The organism is Variovorax sp. OV700 (assembly GCF_900099805.1).
Classification (GTDB): domain Bacteria; phylum Pseudomonadota; class Gammaproteobacteria; order Burkholderiales; family Burkholderiaceae_C; genus Variovorax.
Genome location: NZ_FNDR01000006.1, coordinates 252,466 through 273,695 on the forward strand (window position 1 = coordinate 252,466; position 21,230 = coordinate 273,695).

Genomic DNA, 21,230 nt, shown 5'->3' on the forward strand with positions numbered 1-21,230 from the left:
AGACCACGCCTCGCCCCTCGCTACGTTGCGAGGCGCGGGGCGTGTTGTCGTTTGGGGCGACTGGGACTCCTCGCCCCAGGGCAACGAACCCATCGCACATGACGATGGCAGCTTCGCCAAAACCCTGGGAAAATGGGAAAACTCATCGCCAGACGCGATGTCAACAAGCCCCATGAGCACTTCCGAACGCAATTTCGCCCGGCGCATCGACCTCACGTCGCTGCAGCTGTTCGTGGCCGTTTGCGAACTCGGCAGCATCGGGCGGGCGGCGGAACGCGAATTCATTGCCGCCTCGGCCGTCAGCAAACGGCTGTCGGACCTGGAAGCGACCCTGGGCACCACCCTCCTCTACCGCCATGCGCGCGGGGTCGATCTGTCGCCCGCGGGTGAAAGCCTGCTGCACCATGCGCGCTCGGTGCTCTACAGCCTCGAGAAGATGCAGGGCGAACTCAGCGAATACGCCGAGGGTGTGCGCGGCCATGTGCGGGTGCATGCCAACATCTCGGCCATCGTGCAGTTTCTCCCCGAAGATCTGGGCGCCTTCACGCGCGAGCACGACGCGATCAAGATCGACCTGGAAGAGCACCTCAGCAACGAGGTGGTGCGCGCGGTACAGGAAGGCGCGGCCGACCTCGGCATCTGCCACGTTCCGGGCGGCACGAACGAGTTGCAGACGCTGCCCTACCGCCACGACCGGCTGGCGCTGATCGTGCCCGACGGGCACTCGCTCGCCGCGCAGGGGCCGCTCGATTTCGTCGCCTCGTTGGATTTCGACCATGTCGGGCTGCACACCAACAGCTCGATCTACGTGGCCATGCACCAGGCCGCCCTGGAAGCGGGCCGCAGCGTCAAGCTGCGCATCCACGTGACCGGGCTCGACGCCATGTGCCGCATGATCGACAACGGGCTTGGCATCGGCGTGATGCCGCAGCGCGCCTTCGAGCTGCTGCAGGCGGGCATCGGCAGCCGCCTTCGCAGCGTGGCGCTGAACGACGCCTGGGCCGCACGCGAGATCCGCCTGGTGGCGCGCGACTTCTCGACCCTGCCGGTGGCCGCGCGCACGCTGGTCAACCATTTGCACACGACTGCGGCGGCCGCTCACGATGCCGCCGAGCCGCTTTTCGCATAGCGCGTCAGAAAACAAGACAATTCACCTCCCCACGAAAGCAAGAGACCGACATGGCACGCACGCTCTACGACAAGATCTGGGACGAACACGTCGTCCACACCGAGGAAGACGGCACCGCGATCCTCTACATCGACCGCCACCTGGTGCACGAAGTCACCAGCCCGCAGGCCTTCGAGGGCCTGCGCGTGGCCGGCCGCAAGCTGTGGCGCATCAGCTCGGTGGTGGCCACGGCCGACCACAACACGCCCACCACGGGCTGGGAGCGTGGCTATGAAGGCATTGCCGACCCGACCAGCAAGGAGCAGGTCACCATGCTGGACAAGAACATCGCGGAATTCGGCGCTGCCGCGTTCTTTCCGTTCCTGAGCAAGCGCCAGGGCATCGTGCACGTGATCGGGCCCGAATCGGGCGCTACGCTGCCTGGCATGACGGTGGTCTGCGGCGACTCGCACACCTCCACGCACGGCGCTTTCGGCGCGCTGGCGCACGGCATCGGCACCAGCGAGGTCGAGCACGTGATGGCCACGCAGACACTGCTCGGCAAAAAGGCGAAGAACATGCTCGTGAAGGTCGAAGGCAAACTGCCGCTCGGCTGCACGGCCAAGGACATCGTGCTGGCGATCATCGGCAAGATCGGCACCGCGGGCGGCACGGGCTACACCATCGAGTTCGCGGGCTCGGCCATTCGCGACTTGAGCATGGAAGGCCGCATGACGGTCTGCAACATGGCCATCGAGGCTGGCGCGCGCGCCGGGCTGGTGGCGGTGGACGAAAAAACCATCAACTACGTCAAGGGTCGTCCGCTCGCTCCCACGGGCGTGGAGTGGGAACAGGCCGTGAGCTACTGGCGCACGCTGCAATCCGATCCGGGTGCGCACTTCGACGCCGTGGTCGAACTCGACGCAACGCAGATCCAGCCGCAGGTGACCTGGGGCACCTCGCCCGAGATGGTGGTCGACATCAACGGCCGCGTGCCCGATCCCGAGAAGGAAAAGGACGCCAGCAAGCGCGGCGCCATCGAGCGCGCGCTGGTCTACATGGGCCTGGAGCCCAACAAGGCGATGAACGACATCTTCGTCGACAAGGTGTTCATCGGTTCGTGCACCAACAGCCGCATCGAAGACATGCGCGAAGCCGCCGCCGTGGTGAAGAAGCTCGGCCAGAAGGTCGCGAAGAACGTGAAGCTCGCACTGGTGGTGCCGGGTTCGGGCGTGGTGAAGGAACAGGCCGAGCGCGAAGGCCTCGACGTGATCTTCAAGGCCGCGGGCTTCGAATGGCGCGAGCCCGGATGCTCGATGTGCCTGGCCATGAACGCCGACCGCCTGGAGCCCGGCGAGCGCTGCGCATCGACCAGCAACCGCAACTTCGAAGGCCGCCAGGGCGCCGGTGGCCGCACCCACCTCGTGAGCCCGGCCATGGCTGCCGCGGCCGCCGTGCACGGCCACTTCGTCGACGTGCGCACTTTTGCCTGATCTGGCCTGACCTGGAGACATCACATGCAGAAATTCACCGTGCACAAGGGCCTCGTGGCCCCGATGGACCGCGAGAACGTCGATACCGACGCAATCATTCCGAAGCAGTTCCTGAAGTCGATCCGCAAGACGGGCTTCGGCCAGAACCTGTTCGACGAGTGGCGCTACCTGGACGCCGGCTTTCCGGGCCAGGACCCGGCCAGCCGCAAGCCGAACCCCGACTTCGTGCTGAACCAGCCGCGCTACGCGGGCGCGTCGATCCTCCTGGCGCGCAAGAACTTCGGCTGCGGTTCGTCGCGCGAACATGCGCCGTGGGCGCTCGACCAGTACGGCTTTCGCGCGATCATTGCGCCGAGCTATGCCGACATCTTCTTCAACAACAGCTTCAAGAACGGCCTCCTGCCCATCGTGCTGCCCGAGTCGCAGGTGGCGCAGCTGTTCGACGAGACCCTTGCCTTCCCCGGCTACACGCTGACCATCGACCTGGAGCGCCAGGTGGTGGTGAAGCCCGACGGCGGCGAATTTGCATTCGACGTGCAGGCCTTCCGCAAGTATTGCCTCATCAACGGGCTGGACGACATCGGCCTGACGCTGCGCCACCAGGACAAGATCAAGGCTTTCGAGGCCGAGCGCCTGGCACAGAAGCCCTGGCTCGCGCACACGATGATCGCCTGATCGCCCTTCGCATTTCGTTTTCAACTTCAGACCAAATCATGAAAATCGCAGTTCTCCCGGGTGACGGCATCGGCACTGAAATCGTGGCCGAAGCCATCAGGGTGCTCGACGCGCTCGACCTCTCGTTCGAAATGGAATCCGCACTGGTCGGCGGCGCGGCCTACGAGGCGCACGGCCATCCGCTGCCCGAATCGACGCTCAAGCTCGCGAAGGAAGCCGACGCGGTGCTGTTCGGCGCCGTCGGCGACTGGAAATACGACAAGCTCGACCGCCCGCTGCGTCCGGAGCAGGCGATCCTGGGGCTGCGCAAGAACCTCGGCCTGTTCGCGAACTTCCGTCCCGCCATCTGCTATGAGCAGCTGGTGGGCGCATCGAGCCTCAAGCCCGAACTGATTTCCGGCCTGGACATCCTCATCATTCGCGAGCTGACCGGCGACATCTACTTCGGCCAGCCGCGCGGCCGCCGCACGGCGGTGGACGGCCACTTTCCAGGCGCCGAAGAGGCTTTCGACACCATGCGCTATTCGCGCCCCGAGGTCGAGCGTATCGCCCGCGTCGCCTTCGAAGCGGCCCGCAAGCGCAGCAAGCGCGTGACCAGCGTCGACAAGGCCAACGTGCTCGAGACCTTCCAGTTCTGGAAGGACGTAGTCACCGAGGTGCACAAGGACTATCCGGACATCGAGCTCGACCACATGTACGTCGACAACGCGGCCATGCAGCTCGTGAAGGCGCCCAAGAAGTTCGACGTGATCGTCACCGGCAACATGTTCGGCGACATCCTTTCGGACGAGGCCGCCATGCTCACCGGCTCCATCGGCATGCTGCCCTCGGCGTCGCTCAATTCGAGCAACCAGGGCCTGTACGAGCCCAGCCACGGCAGCGCGCCCGACATTGCCGGAAAAGGGGTTGCCAATCCTTTGGCTACAATACTGTCCGCTGCCATGATGCTCCGCTTTTCACTCAACCAAGCCGAAGCTGCCGACCGTATCGAGTCGGCGGTCAAGCACGTGCTCGCCTCGGGGCTCCGCACGGGTGACATCTGGTCAGAAGGTACGAAGCGCGTCGGCACCCGTGAGATGGGCGACGCGGTCGTTGCAGCAATCACCAAAAAGACGATTACCGGCTAACCGCAGCCCGCTTCGTCACGCCCCTCCCCGGCTCGACGAGTCGGGGGCAAGAAAAGACAACTTTTTTCTTTCTTTTAATAGGGCAAACTGAAATGGCGAACGCATCTCAACCTCTGGTCGGCCTCGTGGGCTGGCGTGGCATGGTCGGCTCGGTCCTGATGGACCGCATGCAGGCCGAAGGCGACTTCGGACTCATCGAGCCGCTGTTCTTCTCGACCTCCAATGCCGGCGGCAAGGCCCCGGCCATGGCGAAGAACGAAACCGCGCTCAGGGATGCGAACGACATCGAAGCGCTGAAGAAGTGCGACATCGTCATCACCTGCCAGGGCGGCGACTACACCAGCGAGGTGTTCCCCAAGCTGCGCGCCGCCGGCTGGACCGGCCACTGGATCGATGCCGCCTCCACCCTGCGCATGCAGGACGACGCGATCATCGTGCTCGACCCCGTCAACCTGCCGGTGATCCAGAACGCGCTCGCCAATGGCGGCAAGAACTGGATCGGCGGCAACTGCACCGTGAGCTGCATGCTCATGGGCGTGGGCGCCCTCTACAAGGCCGGCCTGGTCGAGTGGATGACCAGCATGACCTACCAGGCAGCCTCGGGCGGCGGTGCACAGCACATGCGCGAGCTGCTGACGCAGTTCGGCACGCTCAACGCCGAAGTGCGCGCCCTGCTGGACGACCCCAAGTCGGCCATTCTCGAGATCGACCGCAAGGTGCTGCACAAGCAGCAGAACCTGAGCGCCTCTGAAACGGCCAACTTCGGCGCCCCGCTCGGAGGCTCGCTGATTCCCTGGATCGACAAGGATCTGGGCGATGGCATGTCCAAGGAAGAATGGAAGGCCGGCGCCGAGACCAACAAGATTCTGGGCCAGGGCGCGGGCTTCGGCAGCGCCGCGGTGCCGGTCGACGGCTTCTGCGTGCGCGTTGGCGCCATGCGCTGCCACAGCCAGGCGCTGACCTTCAAGCTCAAGAAGGACGTGCCGCAGGCGGACATCGAAGCGATGATCGCAGCCGACAACGCCTGGGCGAAGGTGGTGCCGAACACCCGCGAAGCCACCCTGACTGACCTCACGCCAGTGGCCGTGACGGGTACCATGAACATTCCCGTGGGCCGCATTCGCAAGCTGGCAATGGGCCCCGAATACGTCGGTGCATTCACCATCGGCGACCAGTTGCTGTGGGGCGCGGCGGAACCGCTGCGCCGCATGCTGCGCATCCTGCTAGAGGCCTGATGGGGCGCCAAGGCTCTTCCCAGACCGAAAGTGTTGCCTTATGGCAACATTAAATGTGTGCGTAAGTATGCGCGCACTGGGTAGAACGGGCGCACCGCCTTGTCAGCACCCGGTGATGATGCTAACGTCCTCTTACAATTTCTGGGCCTGAGCCGCCCCTATCAGCATGACACGACATCTGTTGCCCGCGGCCCGCCCATCGGCCGCTCGCCCTTCACTCCCCTTAAACGGTCTTCGCCTTTCCGTTCTGGGCGCAGCCGTTGCGGTGGTTCTGGGCGTTGCAAGCACCGACGCCAGCGCTTTTGCACTGGGGCAGTTGAAGGTGCAATCGGCGCTGGGCGAACCGCTTCGCGCCGAGATCGACGTGACCGAGATGGCTGCCGCCGACGCGGACAGCCTGAAGATCAACGTCGCCAATGCTGACGCCTTCAAGAAGGCAGGCGTTCCGTACAACTCCGCCTTGAGCGACGTCAAGGCAACGCTGCAACGCCGCGCCGGCGGCCAGTACGTTGTCCGATTGACCGGCACCCGTCCGCTCAACGACCCCTTCATCGATCTGCTCGTCGAAGCCAATGGTTCGACGGGCCGCATGGTGCGCGATTACACCGTGCTGCTGGATCCGCCCGCGACCCGCCAGGCAGCGCCGAGCGCACCGATCGCGCCCGCCACGCCCCAGGTGAGCACCCCTGTGGAACGCCCCGCCGCTGCCGCAGCCCGCGCACGCCGCGAGCGTGCGGCCGCAGCACCGGCAGCACCAGTCGCCGCTCCTGCGGCAGCGCCAGCGCCCGCGTCGGCAGCACCGCAAGCTCCCAGTGCCGCGGCCACGGCCCGTCCCGCGAGCGGCGGCGAGCAGGTCACGGTGCAGCGCGGCGATACCGCCAGCAAGATTGCCGGTGCCTACAAGCCCGCCGACATTTCGCTCGACCAGATGCTGGTGGCGCTGTTGCTCGCCAATCCCGATGCCTTCGTCGGCGGCAACATCAATCGCATGAGGGCGGGCGCCGTGCTCGACCTGCCGAGCGCCACCGAAGCCGGCGCCATCCTTCCATCGGAAGCGCGGCGCACCATCACCGCGCAAAGCCGCGATTTCGGGGCCTACCGCCAGCGCCTGGCCGAGAACGCTCCCACCTCGAACGTGGCCGCCGCCAGCCGCAAGGCCACGGGCAAGCTGCAGGCCAATGTCGAAGACCGCAATGCTGCCGCAAGCGCCCCCGACAAGCTGACGATCTCGCAAGGCAGCGCGACGGCCCGCGCCGCCGAGGAAAAGGTTGCGCAGACCCGTCAGGCCCAGGACAGCAACAACCGCGTGGCGGAGCTTTCCAAGAACATCAACGAACTCGCCAAGCTCAAGGCGGCCACTGGCACAGCGGCACCGGCAGCGGGTTCGGCACCGGCGCCTGCAACGCCGGGCATTTCGGTACCCAATCCGGGCGTGGCCGCCACGGCGTCGCCACCGGCGGCAGCGCCCGCACCGGTGGCTCCCGTGCCTGCCGCGACCGCAGCGCCAGCCGCGCCAGCCGCGCCTGTCGTGCCAGCCGCGACACCGGCCGCCGCGTCGACCCCCGCAACTCCGCCAGCGGCACCAGCCGCCGCTGTTCCCGCCAACGCGACGCCCGCCGCTACCGCCGCTGCCGCCCCCTCCGAAGCGGCACCTGCCGCTCCCGCAGCAGCAGCGAGCGCCGCCGCAGCAGCCCCCGCACCGGCACCCAAGCCGGTGGTCAAGGCAGCGCCGCCGCCGCCTCCGGTGGAACGCGGCTTCTTCGAAGAATTGCTCGACAACCCGCTGATGCTTGCCGGCGCGGCGCTGATCGCGCTGCTGGTCGGCTTCCTGCTGTACCGCGTGCTGGGCCGCCGGCGCGAGGAAATGAGTGAAAGCGTGTTCCTCGAAAGCCGCATCCCGAAGGATTCCTTCTTCGGTGCCAGCGGCGGCGAATCGGTCGACACCAAGCACCGCGGCGACTCCACGGTTTCGTCGCTGTCGTACTCGCCGAGCCAGCTCGACGCGGGCGACGTCGACCCCGTCGCCGAAGCGGACGTGTACCTGGCCTATGGCCGCGACCTGCAGGCCGAGGAGATCCTTCGCGAAGCCCTGCGCGTGAGCCCCGACCGCACGGCCATTCACCTCAAGCTGCTCGAGATCCATGCCAAGCGCCGCGACGTGCGGGCCTTCGAGGGCCTGGCAACCGAAGTGCACAAGCTGACCAACGGCACCGGCTCCGACTGGAACCGCGTCTCCGAAATGGGCAAGGATCTCGATCCGGGCAATCCGCTGTACGAATCGGGCGCGCCCCGCGGCGTGAGCCAGGCCGAAAGCGCCGCCTTTGCAGGCGCTCTTGCCTCGGCGGCCAGACCCGCTGCAGTTCCGCCCACCCCCGCACCTGTCGCGCCTCCCGTCGCAGTGGCGCCCACTCCGGCCTTCGTGCCCTCGGTCGCACCGCTGGACTTCGATCTGGACCTGAGCCAGCCTCCGGCGCCCAGCCCGGCCCCTGTGAGCGCCAGCTTGCCGAAGGCAGCCTATGCAGCACCCGCAGCAGCAGCCGCTCCCTTGTCCAACGGCCATGCGCACGCGGCCGCTGCACCGGTCGATCTCGAGAACGATTTCGACACGGCGCCCGGCGCCCTGGCGCCGGTCTCGCGCCCTGCGGCACTCGGCGAAGCCGATGACAACACCCGTCCGGCAGCGCTGCGCGGCGGCCTTCCGGCGGATTCAGGCTTCATCGAATTTGACATGAGCGCGCTGGCTGGCCTTCCCGCCCGCCCGGCGGCCGGCACCGCAGAAGCAACGCGGCCCGCCGCCACCATGCCCGAGGACGACGATGGCGACGACGACAGCCCCCATGCGGTCAAGTTGTCGCTGGCGCGCGAACTGCAGGCCATCGGCGACGTCGAAGGCGCCCGCTCGCTGGTGGAAGAAGTCGAGGCTGAAAGCGGTGGCGACCTCAAGTCGCAAGCGAGGCAACTGCTCGCCGAGCTGCGCTGAGCGGCTTTTTTCCGTCTTTTGAATTCGTGAGGCTGGCGCTAGGCATCCGCTACAACGGCCAGGCGTACGAGGGCTGGCAAAGCCAGCGCTCGGGCCGCACGGTGCAGGACAAGCTGGAAGCCGCGCTGGGCAAATTCGCCGCACAGCCCATCGGCACGCTGTGCGCCGGCCGCACCGACGCGGGCGTGCACGCGCTGATGCAGGTGGTGCACTTCGACACCACCGTCGAACGCGAACCCTTCTCCTGGATGCGCGGCACCAACCGCTATCTGCCCGACGACATTGCGGTGCAATGGGCGCATCCAGTGCCCGACGAATTCCACTGCCGCGCCAGCGCGCTGGCGCGCCGCTACCTCTACGTGCTGTCGCAATCGCCCGTTCGGCCGAGCCTCGACTCCGGCCGCGTCGGCTGGTCGATGCACTCGCTCGACGGCAATGCGATGCGCAGCGCGGCCGCGCTGCTGGTCGGGCAGCACGATTTCAGCTCCTTCCGCGCCTCTGCCTGCCAGGCGCGATCGCCGGTCAAAGACCTGCGCCGCATCGAGATCACGCGTGTCGGCACGGGCGACCGCTGCCGCTGGCATTTCGAATTCGAGGCCGATGCCTTCCTGCACCACATGATCCGCAACCTGATGGGCTGCCTCGTGCGCATCGGCCGCGGCGACGAGCAGCCCGAGTGGATCACCGAGGTGCTCGAAGCCCGCAGCCGCAAGGTGGCGGCGCCCACCTTCTCCGCCGACGGACTGTATTTTCTCGGGCCGTTGTACGACGCCAAGTGGGGTCTGCCGGCGGAGGCCACGCTGCAGGCCGGCGGTGCTCCTTATGATGGGCCGCCATGACGCACCCCCGCACCCGCATCAAGATCTGTGGCCTCACACGTGAGGCCGACGTCGATGCCGCGGTCGAGGCGGGCGCCGATGCCGTGGGCTTCGTGCTCTATCCCGCGAGCCCCCGCGCGGTGACGGCCGCTCGCGCCGCCGAGCTGGCTTCCCGGCTGCCTCCTTTCATCACCCCCGTGCTGCTGTTCGTCAACGAGGATGCTCTTGAAGTCATAGCATCGCTTGCTCGAGTGAAGGGCGCCATCGCGCAGTTTCACGGCGAAGAATCGCCGGAACAGTGCGAGGAATCCACCGGCCCGGGCCGTTTTCGCTACATGCGTGCCGCGCGCATTCCGCTCGGGGCTGCCGGAGCGGGCTTCGACCTCGTAAAATACGCGTCCGATTACTCCCACGCCCAGGCCATCCTGCTCGACGCCCATGTCGAAGGTTATGGCGGTGGCGGCAAGGCATTCGATTGGTCACTTCTTCCACCCGCCGTCGACGCTCACCTCGTCTTGAGTGGTGGGCTCACACCTGCAAACGTGAGCGATGGCATTCGCATCCTGCGGACGCGCTGCAAGACGCTGTCCGTTGATGTGAGCTCGGGCGTCGAAATCGACGGACCCGGGAACAAGGGCCTGAAGGACACCGCAAAAATCCGGCAATTCATAGCCGCCGTGAGAGCCGCAGATGCGGCGAGCACTTCGGACGCCTCGGCGCCCGACGCGTCCTTCTCCAGTTAGCTGCCGCACCCCGATCGTGATTTGGGGCTGCGGCCCACCGATCGAGAACCATGCAAAGCAATTACCAGCAACCCGACGCCACCGGCCATTTCGGCAACTACGGCGGCACCTTCGCGAGCGAAACGCTCACCCACGCGATCAACGAGCTGCGCGACGCGTATGCGAAGTTCAAGGACGATCCGGCGTTTCTCGCCGAATTCCACTACGAGCTGAAGCACTTCGTCGGCCGGCCCTCGCCGGTCTACCACGCAGCGCGCACCAGCCGCGAAATGGGCGGCGCGCAGATCTACCTGAAGCGCGAAGACCTCAACCACACGGGCGCGCACAAGATCAACAACGTGATCGGCCAGGCGATGCTCGCACGCCGCATGGGCAAGCCCCGCGTGATCGCCGAAACCGGCGCCGGCCAGCATGGCGTGGCCACGGCCACCATCTGCGCGCGCTACGGGCTCGAATGCGTGGTCTACATGGGCAGCCAGGACGTGAAGCGCCAGAGTCCCAACGTCTATCGCATGAACCTGCTCGGCGCCACCGTGGTGCCGGTGGAGTCGGGCAGCAAGACGCTGAAGGACGCACTCAACGAGGCGATGCGCGACTGGGTGACGAACGTGGAAAACACCTTCTACATCATCGGCACCGTGGCCGGCCCGCACCCCTATCCGACGATGGTGCGCGACTTCCAGAGCGTGATCGGCACCGAGTGCATCGACCAGATGCCCGCCATGCTCGCAGCGCAAGGCATCACCGGCGAGGCCGAAGGCCGGCAGCCGGACGTGGTGGTCGCCTGCGTCGGCGGCGGCAGCAATGCCATGGGCATCTTCCACCCCTACATTCCGTTCGCGGGCACCCGCCTGGTGGGCGTCGAGGCGGCAGGCGAAGGGCTCGACAGCGGCAAGCACGCGGCCTCGATCCTGCGCGGCAGCCCGGGCGTGCTGCATGGCAACCGCACCTACCTGTTGCAGACCGAAGACGGCCAGATCACCGAGACCCACAGCATCAGCGCGGGCCTCGACTACCCGGGGGTGGGCCCCGAGCATGCCTACCTGGCCGACATCGGCCGGGCCGAATACGTCGGCATCACCGATACCGAGGCGCTCGAAGCCTTTCACTACCTGTGCCGCACCGAAGGCATCATTCCGGCCCTCGAATCGAGCCACGCCGTGGCCTATGCCATGAAACTCGCAAAAACCATGCGGCCGGACCAGTCGATCCTGGTGAACCTCTCGGGCCGCGGCGACAAGGACATCGGAACCGTGGCCGACCTGTCGGGCGTCGACTTCTACGACCGGCCCTCGATGCGCGGCCTGAGCGTGAAGGGAGGCAAGTGATGAGCCGCATTGCTGCCACCTTCGACGCGCTGAAAAAAGACGGCCGCCGCGCCCTCATCCCCTACGTCACCGCAGGTTTCCCCTACGCGGACATCACGCCTGAACTGATGCACGGCATGGTCGCGGCGGGCGCCGACGTGATCGAGCTCGGCGTGCCGTTTTCCGACCCCATGGCCGACGGGCCGGTGATCCAGAAAGCCGGCGAAGACGCGCTGGCCATGGGCATCGGCATGAAGCAGGTGCTTGCCATGGTGGCCGCGTTCCGCCAGCAGGACACGGCCACGCCCGTGGTGCTGATGGGTTACGCGAATCCGGTCGAGCGCTATGACCTCGTACATGGCAAAAAGGCTTTCATTCGCGACGCGTCGGCAGCAGGCGTAGACGGCCTCTTGGTGGTCGATTACCCGCCGGAGGAATGCGAAGGCTTCGCCGCCGAGCTCAAGGCCGCAAACATCGACCTGATCTTCCTCCTGGCGCCCACCAGCACCAGCGAGCGCATGGCGCAGGTCGCGCGCATCGCGAGCGGCTACGTCTACTACGTCTCGCTCAAGGGCGTGACGGGCGCCGGCCACCTCGACACCGAGGCGGTCGGCCAGATGATCCCGCGCATCCGCGAGCACGTGAACATCCCCGTGGGCGTGGGTTTCGGCATCCGCGATGCGCGCACGGCGCAGGCCGTGGGTTCGGCCGCCGATGCGGTCGTGATCGGCACGAAGATCATCCAGTTGATCGACGGACAGCCGCGCGAAAAGGTCGTGCCCGCGGTGAGCGAATTCCTTGCCGGCATCCGCGAGGCGCTCGATGCGCTGCCCGCGGCTACCCCCAAGAACGCGGCTGGCCGATAATCGCGGGTGCCCCTCACCCCCAAGCCCCTCTTCCGCATGCGGGAGAGGGGAGCTAAATCCGGAGTCCTATGAGCTGGCTTGAAAAACTGCTACCCGCCAAGATCGCACAAACCGACCCGTCGGAGCGCCGCCAGGTGCCCGAGGGCCTGTGGATCAAATGCCCCGCCTGCGAGACCGTTCTCTACAAGACCGATCTCGAGCACAACCAGAACGTCTGCCCGAGCTGCAACCACCATCACCGCATCGGTGCACGTGCGCGGCTCGACGCCTTCCTCGATGCCGAAGGCCGCTACGAAGTCGGGCAGGAAGTGCTCCCCGTGGACGCACTCAAGTTCAAGGACAGCCGCAAGTACCCCGAGCGGCTCAAGGAAGCCCTGGAGAACACCGGCGAAACCGACGCGCTGATCGTCATGGGCGGCTCGGTCCACAGCATCAGCGTGGTCGTGGCCTGCTTCGAATTCGAGTTCATGGGCGGCAGCATGGGCAGCGTGGTTGGCGAGCGCTTCGTGCGCGGCGTCGAGACGGCCATCGAGCAGAAGGTGCCGTTCATCTGCTTCACCGCCACGGGCGGTGCGCGCATGCAGGAGGGCCTGCTCTCGCTGATGCAGATGGCCAAGACCAATGCCGCGCTCACGCGCCTCGCGAAAAAGGGCCTGCCCTACATCAGCGTGCTGACCGACCCGACCATGGGCGGCGTCTCGGCCGGCTTCGCCTTCGTGGGCGACGTGGTCATTGCGGAGCCCAAGGCGCTGATCGGCTTTGCCGGCCCGCGCGTGATCGAGTCGACCGTGCGCGTGACGCTGCCCGAGGGCTTCCAGCGCGCCGAGTTCCTGCAGACCAAGGGCGCGATCGACTTCATCAGCGACCGCCGCGAACTACGCAAGACCATTGCGAGCACGCTGGCGATTCTGCTGCGCCAGCCCGCCGACGCAGTGAGCTAGGCTCGCCCCCAAGCTGCGCGGCACTTCGTGTCCGCTTCGCCCTCCCCCTACCGGGGGCAACACCTGCGGCCCGGCGAAGCCGGTTCCGCGGTGTTTCTCGAATCAGAGCGCCCTTGCGCGAACAAGCCCCAGTCGGCGCTGGGTTCAAGCGCCGAGTCGATAAGCCCAGACCAGCAGGTTGCCCAGCACGATCGCAATCACCTGCAGCACCACGATGGCGGCCAGGGGCGACAGGTCCACGCCGCCGATCAGCGGAATGAAGCGCCGAAACGGCCGGACCAGCGGTTCGGCCAGCCGGGAGATCAGGTCGAGCAGCATCGGCGACGCACCCGGTATCCACGACAGCACGGCATAGACCACCAGCAGCGCCGTGAGGCCTGAAACCGCCAGCTGCAGCAGCCCCACCAGGGAGACCAGCGGCAAGGCCGCGATCCGGCCCAGGTTGCCCATCAGCAGCCACAGCAACAGGAACTTCGCGAGCACCAGCAGCCATGCGGCAATCAGGCTCGCCAGGTCCCAGCGCTTGACCGCAGGCACGATGCGGCGCAGCGGCAGCACGATCCAGTCGGTCATTGCAAACACGAAGCGGCCGAGCGGATTGCCGAACGGCACCCGGTGGTACTGCATGTAGAGGCGCAGCAGGCAGGCGCCGCCGAGCAGGCCGACGATCACGTCGAGAAGGAACGAGGGAATCTGATAGAGCATGGGGCGCGGTCGTGAGCGGAATGCGATGATAGCCATGCAAGGTTCTTCGATGACGACACAGCCCCTCCTTCATTCACTGCCATTGTTCCCGCTCGGCACGGTCCTGTTTCCAGACGGCGTGCTTCCGCTGCGTATTTTCGAGGTACGTTATCTCGACATGATCGGCAAATGCCGCAAGGCCGATGCGCCTTTCGGCGTCGTCAGCCTCACGAGCGGCAGCGAGGTGCGCAAGGCAGGCGCCGATGCGGAAAGCTTCGCCGCCGTCGGCACGCTGGCCGTCATCCGCGAATTCGATTCGCCCCAAAGCGGCCTGCTGCAGATCGAATGCGTCGGCACGCAGCGCTTTCGGATTCGCAGCGCCGAACTTCAGAAATACGGTCTGTGGGTGGCCGATGTGGAGGCGGTGCTCGAGGATGCGGCCATCGAGATTCCGGGCGACCTTCAGCACACCGCCACGGCGCTGCGGCGCCTGGTCGACGCCCTTGAAGAACGCCGCCGTACGCAGGGTGCCGAAAGCGTGCGCTTGCCTGTCGGCGAGCCCTACCGGTTCGACGATTGTGGCTGGGTGGCCAACCGCTGGTGCGAACTGGTGCCCATGCAACTCGAACTCAGGCAACGGCTCATGGAACTCGACAGCCCGCTGATGCGGCTCGAATTGGTCAGCGATCTGCTCGCACGCGCGGGCATCACTGAATAGGTTGCTACTTTTTAAATAGCATTTCATACAGGATTGGCGGGCGCTGGAGGCCGGTTTCATTCGAACCCGATCGGCTAAAATGGCAGGTTGCGCACGCTCCCGTTGCGCCCTCCTCCGCTCTCCATGTCCGATCACCTGATTCCCTCTATTCCCACGCCTGCAGCGGCTCCGGCCCCCGCGCCTGCCGTCGACGACAACCAGCTCATCGCTGAGCGCCGCGAAAAGCTCAAGCTGATGCGCACCGCGCAGGCCGAGGGCAAGGGCGTTGCGTTCCCGAACGACTTCAAGCCGGGCCACCGCGCCGCCGCGCTGATCGAGGCGCATGGCGCCACTGACGCCGAAGCGCTCGACGCGCAGGCTGTTGCGGTGAGCGTGGCGGGCCGCATGATGCTCAAGCGCGTGATGGGCAAGGCCAGCTTTGCGACGCTGCAGGACGCCACGAGCCGCATCCAGCTCTACGTGACGCGCGATGCCATCGGCGAAGAAGCCTACGCCGAGTTCAAGCGCTGGGACCTGGGCGACATCGTCGGTGCCGAAGGCACGCTGATGAAGACCAAGACCGGCGAACTCTCGGTCAAGGTAACCCGCTTGCGCCTGCTCACCAAAAGCCTGCGTCCGCTGCCCGACAAGTTCCACGGCATGGCCGACCAGGAGCAGAAGTACCGCCAGCGCTACGTCGACCTGATCACCGATGAAGCGGCGCGCGTGCGCTTCACTGCGCGCAGCAAGGCCGTGAGCGCCCTGCGCGAGTTCATGGTGGCCAACGACTTCCTCGAAGTCGAAACGCCGATGCTGCATCCCATTCCTGGCGGTGCCAACGCCAAGCCCTTCAAGACGCACCACAACGCGCTCGACCAGGAGATGTTCCTGCGCATCGCGCCCGAGCTCTACCTCAAGCGGCTGATCGTCGGTGGCTTCGAGCGCGTGTTCGAAATCAACCGGAGCTACCGCAACGAGGGCATCTCGGTGAGGCACAACCCCGAGTTCACGATGATGGAGTTCTACGCGGCCTACTGGAACTACCGCGACCTGATGGACTTCACCGAGACGCTGATCCGCACCATCGCCGACAAGGCCGTGGGCACCCAGCAGCTCACCTACCAGGGCAAGCCAGTCGACCTGACCCAGCCCTTCGAGCGCCTGACGATCCGCGAAGCCATCCTCAAGCACACCGAGGCCGGTGATGGCGTCGACGACAGCACCTGGCTCATCAATGCGCTGCGCAAGATCGGCCTCAGCGAAGAAAAAGACAAGCTCTCGCAGCGCAGCCTTGCCAGCCTGCAGGTGATGTACTTCGAAGAGACGGTCGAAGAGAAGCTCTGGCAGCCGACCTTCATCATGGAGCATCCGACCGAGATCTCGCCGCTGGCGCGCGCCAACGACGAACGCCCGGAAGTGACCGAGCGCTTCGAGCTCTACATCACGGGCCGCGAGTTCGGCAACGGCTTCAGCGAGCTCAACGACGCCGAAGACCAGGCCGCGCGCTTCAACGCGCAGGTGGCCGCCAAGGACAGCGGCGACGACGAAGCCATGTTCTACGACCACGACTTCGTGCGTGCGCTCGAATACGGCATGCCGCCTACCGGCGGCTGCGGCATCGGCATCGACCGGCTGATGATGCTGCTGACCGATTCGCCGAGCATCCGCGACGTGATCCTGTTCCCGGCGCTGCGCAGGGAATCTTGAGCGTGAAGTTACCGTCGTCGCTGCCGACGATCGGCATCGACTTCGGCACCTCCAATTCCGCCGTGGCCTGCCGGGTCGATGGCGTGGCCCGGCTGCTGCCCATCGAGGGCACAGCCACCACCCTGCCCACCGCGATCTTCTTCAACGCTGAAGACCGTACGACGCACTTCGGCCGCGAGGCCATCGCGCTCTATCTTGCGGGCGTCGAAGGCCGCCTGATGCGCTCGCTGAAGAGCCTGCTCGGCAGCGCGCTGATGCAAGAAAAAACGGCCGTCTACGACGGGCTCGTGAGCTTCGAGGACATCATCGCGCGCTTTCTGCGCGAACTCGCCGCACGGGCGGGCCGCGAACTGGGCCGGGTGCCGGAGCGCGTGGTTATCGGCCGGCCGGTTCATTTCGTGGACGACGATTCCAAGCGCGACGAACGCGCGGAAGAAAGCCTGCGCCACGCGGCCCGTGCGGCCGGGTTTCGCGACATCGCTTTTCAGCTGGAACCGATTGCCGCGGCCTTCGACTATGAGCAGCGCATCACGAAGGAGTCGCTGGTGCTGATCGTCGACGTCGGGGGCGGCACCTCCGACTTCACCGTTGTGCGCGTCGGGCCAGACCGCGCCATGCGCGACGACCGCAGCGACGACGTGCTGGCCACCAGCGGCGTGCACATCGGCGGGACCGACTTCGACCAGCGCCTGAACCTCGATCGCGTCATGCCGGAATTCGGCTTTCGCCACACCGGCGCGCAGGGGCGCGAAGTGCCGAGCAAGGTCTTTTTCGAGCTCTCGTCCTGGCATCTGATCAACTGGCTCTATGCGGCCAAGGCGGTGCGGCAGGCGAAGGATCTGCGCACCAGCTACAGCAACACGCGGCTGCACGACCGGCTGATGGCGGTGCTCGAAGAGCGGCACGGCCATCGCATTGCCAGTGAGGTCGAGCAGGCCAAGATCGATGCCTCGGTGAGCGATGCGACCAGTGCCATCGACCTTTCGTGCGCAGAGCCGGGCCTGAGCGCGTCGCTCTCGCCCGCCGACATGGCGCAGCAGCTTTCTCCACTGCTCGAGAACGTCATTGCGTGCGCGCACGCCTGCGTCAAGCGCGCCGGGCTGCGCAGCGGCGACCTCGACGCCATCTATCTGACCGGAGGCTCCTCGGCGCTGCGGCCGTTCCAGCAGGCCTTGCAGAGGAGCTTTGCCGGCGTCAATCTTGTCGAGGGTGACCTGTTCGGGGGCGTGGCGACCGGGCTGGCCTGCGTGGGGCCGGCGGCATGAAATACCTCGCGGGGTATCCACCCACCCTGCTGGCTCAGGTTCAGCAACTGGTCGAAACCGAAGGGCTCGCGCCCTTGCTGCGCAGCCGCTATCCCGGCCCGTTGCACGAGGTGCAGACCGACCGTGCGCTCTACGACTACGTGAGCGAACTCAAGAGCGATTTCATGCGCAAGGCGCCCCCGCTGTCCAAGGTGGCATTCGACAGCAAGCTGCATGTGATCCGCAATGCGCTCGGCACGCACACCACGGTCTCGCGCGTGCAGGGCAGCAAGCTCAAGGCCAAGCGCGAAATCCGGGTGGCGAGCCTGTTCAGGGAGGTGCCGCTGGAGTGGCTGCGCATGATCGTGGTCCATGAGCTCGCGCACATGAAGGAGCGGGACCATGACAAGAGCTTTTATGCGCTGTGCGAGCACATGGAGCCGAGCTACCACCGGCTGGAGTTCGACGTGCGGCTGTACCTGACGCACCTGGACTCAGGCGGCGAGCGGCTGTGGGCCAATCCGCCGCCGGTCGGCGCGGCGTAACGCTTCGTCAGGCGCTCACGGGCGACGCGAGTCTGGCCTTCGCCAGCACTTGCCTGGCGCCTTTGTAGCCTTCCGATTCGACCATCGCGCTCCAGTCGGTCGATGGCGACTCCGGCAGCAGTGCCCGCCGCCGCATCTCGCTCTTTGCGTCAGATTGCCAGCGCCCTGCCCTGGCTGCCACGGCGAAGCCATCGAGCAACTCGTCGAGTGGCCGGCCATCGCCGATGCTCTGGTTGCACAGCATCGCGAGGTCGCAGCCTGCATCCAGCGCCGCAAGTGCGGCATCGGCATAGCTCAGCAATTCGCCATCAATGTAGCGCCCCGCCTCCATGCTCAGGTCATCGCTGAAGATGGCACCATCGAATGAAAGCCGGCTGCGCAGGATCTCTTTCAGCCAACGGGACGAAAACCCCGCGGGCCGCTTGTCGACTTTCGGATAGATCACGTGCGCCGGCATCACCGCCGTGAGCGTGCCGGCGAGCCAGTCATAAGGCCGCGCGTCGTCGGCGAGGATCGCCTTGAGGCTGCGCCGATCAACCGGAATTTCCACGTGCGAATCGGCCGTCACGAAACCATGCCCGGGAAAGTGCTTGCCGCAATGGCGCATGCCCATCTGCAGCATGCCGTGCATCACGTTCTTGGCGAGCAGCGCCACCACGCGCGGGTCGCGGTGAAAGCTGCGGTCGCCGATCACACTGCTGCCGCCGTAGTCCAGGTCGAGCACCGGCGCAAAGCTGAAGTCGATGCCGCAGGCGCGCAGTTCGGCGGCAAGAACCTGGCCAGTTGCCGTTGCGGCCTGCGTGGCACGCATGGCATCGCGCATCCACAGTTCGCCAAGTGCACGCATCGAAGGCAGGCGCGTGAAGCCGTCGGTGCGAAACCGCTGCACGCGGCCGCCTTCGTGATCGACGCAGATCAGCAGGTCGGGGCGGAGAGCCTTCAACTCGGCATTGAGCGCCGCCATCTGGGCGCGGTCTCGCCAGTTACGGGCGAAATGGATGACGCCGCCCACCAGGGGGTTGGTGACGCGGCGGCGGTCCGCGTCGCTGAGTTCCGTGCCCGCCACGTCGATGATGAGGGGCGAGTGATTGCTTGTCGTTGCCAGGGTCATGCCTCGTTCTTGTATTCGACCACCACGAAACTCGCGGCATATTCGGTTTCGTCGGTCACCGTGACGTGGGCCGTCAGGCCCTTGGCCTCGAACCAGTCCTTGAGCTCGCCGTGCAGCACGATGACGGGCTTGCCGCTGGGCAGGTTCGCGATCTCGCAGAGCCGCCAGCTCATCGGCATGCGCATGCCCAGGCCAATGGCCTTGCTGAAGGCCTCCTTGGCGGAAAAACGCGTCGCAAGATAGCTCAGACCGCGCTTGGGCCAGCGCGCGCTGCGGGCTTTCCAGACCGCGAATTCGGCGTCGCTCAGCACCCGGTGGGCAAAGCGCTCGCCCTGGCGCTCGAACGTTGCGCCGATACGCCGCAGGTCGCAGATGTCGGTGCCGATGCCGTAGATCATTCCGCTTGCGCGTTCACTGCGCCTCTTGGATGCAGCGGAGGTATTCCCGCGTCGTGGCGGCGTAGCCGAGCTCGAGCGCATCGGCGATGAAGGCATGGCCGATCGAGACCTCCTGGACGCCGCGAACGGCGCGCAGAAACGCTGTGAGGTTGTCGCGGCTCAAGTCGTGGCCCGCATTGACGCCAAGGCCCGCCGCCTCTGCGGCGCGCGCCGATTCGACATAGCGCGCGAGCACGGCCTGCTCGTTCGGCGTGCCACGCGATGCGGCATAGCCTTCGGTGTACAGCTCGACGCGGTCCGCGCCCACTTCCTTGGCCGCAGCCATCAATTCCGGAATGGGGTCCATGAACAGGCTCACGCGCACGCCCAGGGCCTTGGCCTCGGCAATCAAGGGACGCAGGCGCTCGGCGTCTTCCGGAAAGCTCCAGCCGTGGTCGCTGGTCGACTGAGTCTCGCTATCGGGCACAAAGGTGGCTTGGTGCGGCTTGAACTCGCGCACGAAGTCCATCAGGTTGTGGAACGGATTGCCTTCGATGTTGAATTCGATCGCCGGCCAGTCCTTGGCGAGTAGCGCGGACAGGTCGCTCACGTCGTGCGCGCGGATATGTCGCGCATCCGGCCGTGGATGCACGGTGATGCCCTGCGCGCCCGCGGCGAGGCAGGCATTGGCGGCCACAAGCACGCTCGGAATGCCGAGAGCGCGCGTGTTGCGCACCAGGGCCACCTTGTTCAGGTTGACCGACAGCGAAGTGGTAGCGGAATGGCCGGATGTTGTGCTCATAGGGCTTGCAAATCTCTCATCATCTGCCGCGTGCGCAGCGTGGACACACCGCAATGGTAGTTGAGCAAGGTGCGCAGCTGGTTCCTGAGGGCACTGTTGCTGCCGGCGTTCATGATCGCGATCTCGCGCAGCGTGGCGGTGAACGGCGCGCGGTCGTCCAGCACGCCCTGCAGCGACTGCCAGTCGGCGCCAGCCAGCGCGGCCTCGTCGTCACCCGCCAGCCGCAGGCCGGCCTCCGGCACCAGGGTGTAGCGTTGGTCGGCCACCAGTGGCTCGAGCGTGAGGGTCTGCACGTCGAGCGACGGCAAGAGGCCCACTTCGCGCAGCAGCAGCAGCTCGAAGGCGCGCAACGCGGCGGCGTGGGTGGCCGCCTGTGCACCGGCATGCTCGCTGGCCAGCACCTGCACCACGCCTGCATAGGCGTCGAACAGGGCTTCATGGGCGTCGTCTCGCGCCAGAAGGCGCAGCAGCAGTTCGTTGACGTAATAGCCCGAAAGCAGCGCCTCGCCGGTCGGCATGACGTGACCGCCCATCCACTCGGCGCCCTTGAGCGTGCGGATTTCAGCGTCGCCGCCGTAGTTGAGCTGCAGCGGCTGCAGCGGAAGCAGCACCGGCCTGAAATTGGAGCTCGGCCGCTTCGCCCCCTTGGCCACCAGCGCGATACGCCCGTGGTGCCGGGTGAAGACTTCCAGGATCAGGCTCGATTCGCTCCAGTCGTAGCGATGGAGCACATACGCCGGTTCGTGCGAAACGCGGTGGGCAGTCGCCAC

General features: G+C 66.2%; 20 protein-coding genes. 15 read left to right on the top strand and 5 right to left on the bottom strand.

All coding sequences use genetic code 11. The annotated features are described in order from the left end of the window. The first annotated feature begins 172 nt into the window (after positions 1-172). The 11 genes from BLR24_RS16435 to accD all read left to right on the top strand — a co-directional run bounded on the left by BLR24_RS16435 (position 173) and on the right by accD (position 13,293). Entirely contained in the window at positions 173-1,129 is a 957-nt protein-coding gene (locus BLR24_RS16435) for a LysR family transcriptional regulator (RefSeq protein ID WP_093018738.1), read from the top strand. 50 nt (positions 1,130-1,179) lie between these two features. After that, entirely contained in the window at positions 1,180-2,601 is a 1,422-nt protein-coding gene (gene leuC / locus BLR24_RS16440; protein WP_093018740.1) for a 3-isopropylmalate dehydratase large subunit, read from the top strand. 24 nt (positions 2,602-2,625) lie between these two features. Next, entirely contained in the window at positions 2,626-3,276 is a 651-nt protein-coding gene (leuD, locus tag BLR24_RS16445) for a 3-isopropylmalate dehydratase small subunit (protein ID WP_093018742.1), read from the top strand. A gap of 38 nt (positions 3,277-3,314) precedes the next feature. Continuing rightward, positions 3,315-4,403, top strand: a complete 1,089-nt coding sequence (leuB, locus tag BLR24_RS16450; RefSeq protein ID WP_093018744.1) for a 3-isopropylmalate dehydrogenase — start codon at positions 3,315-3,317, stop codon at positions 4,401-4,403. Between the two features lie 92 nt (positions 4,404-4,495). After that, positions 4,496-5,638: an aspartate-semialdehyde dehydrogenase gene (asd, locus tag BLR24_RS16455; protein WP_093018746.1), complete on the top strand. Its 1,143-nt coding sequence runs from the start codon at positions 4,496-4,498 to the stop codon at positions 5,636-5,638. A gap of 166 nt (positions 5,639-5,804) precedes the next feature. Then, the gene (locus tag BLR24_RS16460; RefSeq protein WP_093018748.1) at positions 5,805-8,618 is read left to right on the top strand and encodes a FimV/HubP family polar landmark protein; all 2,814 of its coding nucleotides are present in this window, start codon (positions 5,805-5,807) and stop codon (positions 8,616-8,618) included. 26 nt (positions 8,619-8,644) lie between these two features. Beyond that, complete coding sequence (gene truA / locus BLR24_RS16465; RefSeq protein WP_093018750.1) at positions 8,645-9,457, top strand: tRNA pseudouridine(38-40) synthase TruA; 813 nt, start codon at positions 8,645-8,647, stop codon at positions 9,455-9,457. Continuing rightward, a complete protein-coding gene (locus BLR24_RS16470) occupies positions 9,454-10,179 on the top strand; it encodes a phosphoribosylanthranilate isomerase (protein ID WP_093018752.1) in 726 nt (241 codons plus the stop codon). Before truA ends, BLR24_RS16470 begins: the two co-directional genes overlap by 4 nt. A gap of 50 nt (positions 10,180-10,229) precedes the next feature. Next, entirely contained in the window at positions 10,230-11,507 is a 1,278-nt protein-coding gene (gene trpB / locus BLR24_RS16475) for a tryptophan synthase subunit beta (protein WP_093018754.1), read from the top strand. Further along, a complete protein-coding gene (gene trpA, locus BLR24_RS16480) occupies positions 11,507-12,352 on the top strand; it encodes a tryptophan synthase subunit alpha (protein ID WP_055804246.1) in 846 nt (281 codons plus the stop codon). The genes trpB and trpA overlap by 1 nt, the downstream gene beginning before the upstream one ends. A gap of 68 nt (positions 12,353-12,420) precedes the next feature. Next, positions 12,421-13,293 (top strand): acetyl-CoA carboxylase, carboxyltransferase subunit beta, encoded by an 873-nt coding sequence (gene accD, locus BLR24_RS16485; protein WP_093018756.1) that lies wholly within the window; start codon positions 12,421-12,423, stop codon positions 13,291-13,293. 144 nt (positions 13,294-13,437) lie between these two features. Here the strand turns inward: accD and BLR24_RS16490 are convergent, their stop codons facing one another. Beyond that, entirely contained in the window at positions 13,438-13,998 is a 561-nt protein-coding gene (locus BLR24_RS16490; RefSeq protein ID WP_093018758.1) for a YggT family protein, read from the bottom strand. A gap of 49 nt (positions 13,999-14,047) precedes the next feature. On the opposite strand from BLR24_RS16490, the gene BLR24_RS16495 reads away from it, so the two are divergent. The 4 genes from BLR24_RS16495 (at position 14,048) to BLR24_RS16510 (ending at position 18,170) form a co-directional block, all read left to right on the top strand. Beyond that, positions 14,048-14,695: an LON peptidase substrate-binding domain-containing protein gene (locus BLR24_RS16495; protein ID WP_254787343.1), complete on the top strand. Its 648-nt coding sequence runs from the start codon at positions 14,048-14,050 to the stop codon at positions 14,693-14,695. Between the two features lie 123 nt (positions 14,696-14,818). Continuing rightward, the gene (lysS, locus tag BLR24_RS16500) at positions 14,819-16,381 is read left to right on the top strand and encodes a lysine--tRNA ligase (RefSeq protein WP_093018762.1); all 1,563 of its coding nucleotides are present in this window, start codon (positions 14,819-14,821) and stop codon (positions 16,379-16,381) included. 2 nt (positions 16,382-16,383) lie between these two features. Continuing rightward, the gene (locus BLR24_RS16505) at positions 16,384-17,646 is read left to right on the top strand and encodes an Hsp70 family protein (RefSeq protein WP_093018986.1); all 1,263 of its coding nucleotides are present in this window, start codon (positions 16,384-16,386) and stop codon (positions 17,644-17,646) included. Continuing rightward, positions 17,643-18,170, top strand: coding sequence for a M48 metallopeptidase family protein (locus BLR24_RS16510; RefSeq protein WP_093018764.1), 528 nt, complete (start codon positions 17,643-17,645; stop codon positions 18,168-18,170). Before BLR24_RS16505 ends, BLR24_RS16510 begins: the two co-directional genes overlap by 4 nt. A gap of 7 nt (positions 18,171-18,177) precedes the next feature. Here BLR24_RS16510 and nagZ read toward each other — a convergent pair whose 3' ends face one another. The 4 genes from nagZ to recO are packed head-to-tail and all read right to left on the bottom strand — an operon-like array spanning position 18,178 to position 21,230. Beyond that, the gene (nagZ, locus tag BLR24_RS16515) at positions 18,178-19,281 is read right to left on the bottom strand and encodes a beta-N-acetylhexosaminidase (protein WP_093018766.1); all 1,104 of its coding nucleotides are present in this window, start codon (positions 19,279-19,281) and stop codon (positions 18,178-18,180) included. Further along, complete coding sequence (gene acpS / locus BLR24_RS16520; RefSeq protein WP_055804225.1) at positions 19,278-19,679, bottom strand: holo-ACP synthase; 402 nt, start codon at positions 19,677-19,679, stop codon at positions 19,278-19,280. Before acpS ends, nagZ begins: the two co-directional genes overlap by 4 nt. Positions 19,680-19,692: 13 nt before the next feature. Further along, the gene (locus BLR24_RS16525) at positions 19,693-20,460 is read right to left on the bottom strand and encodes a pyridoxine 5'-phosphate synthase (protein ID WP_093018768.1); all 768 of its coding nucleotides are present in this window, start codon (positions 20,458-20,460) and stop codon (positions 19,693-19,695) included. Continuing rightward, positions 20,457-21,230: a DNA repair protein RecO gene (gene recO / locus BLR24_RS16530; protein WP_093018770.1), complete on the bottom strand. Its 774-nt coding sequence runs from the start codon at positions 21,228-21,230 to the stop codon at positions 20,457-20,459. The genes BLR24_RS16525 and recO overlap by 4 nt, the downstream gene beginning before the upstream one ends.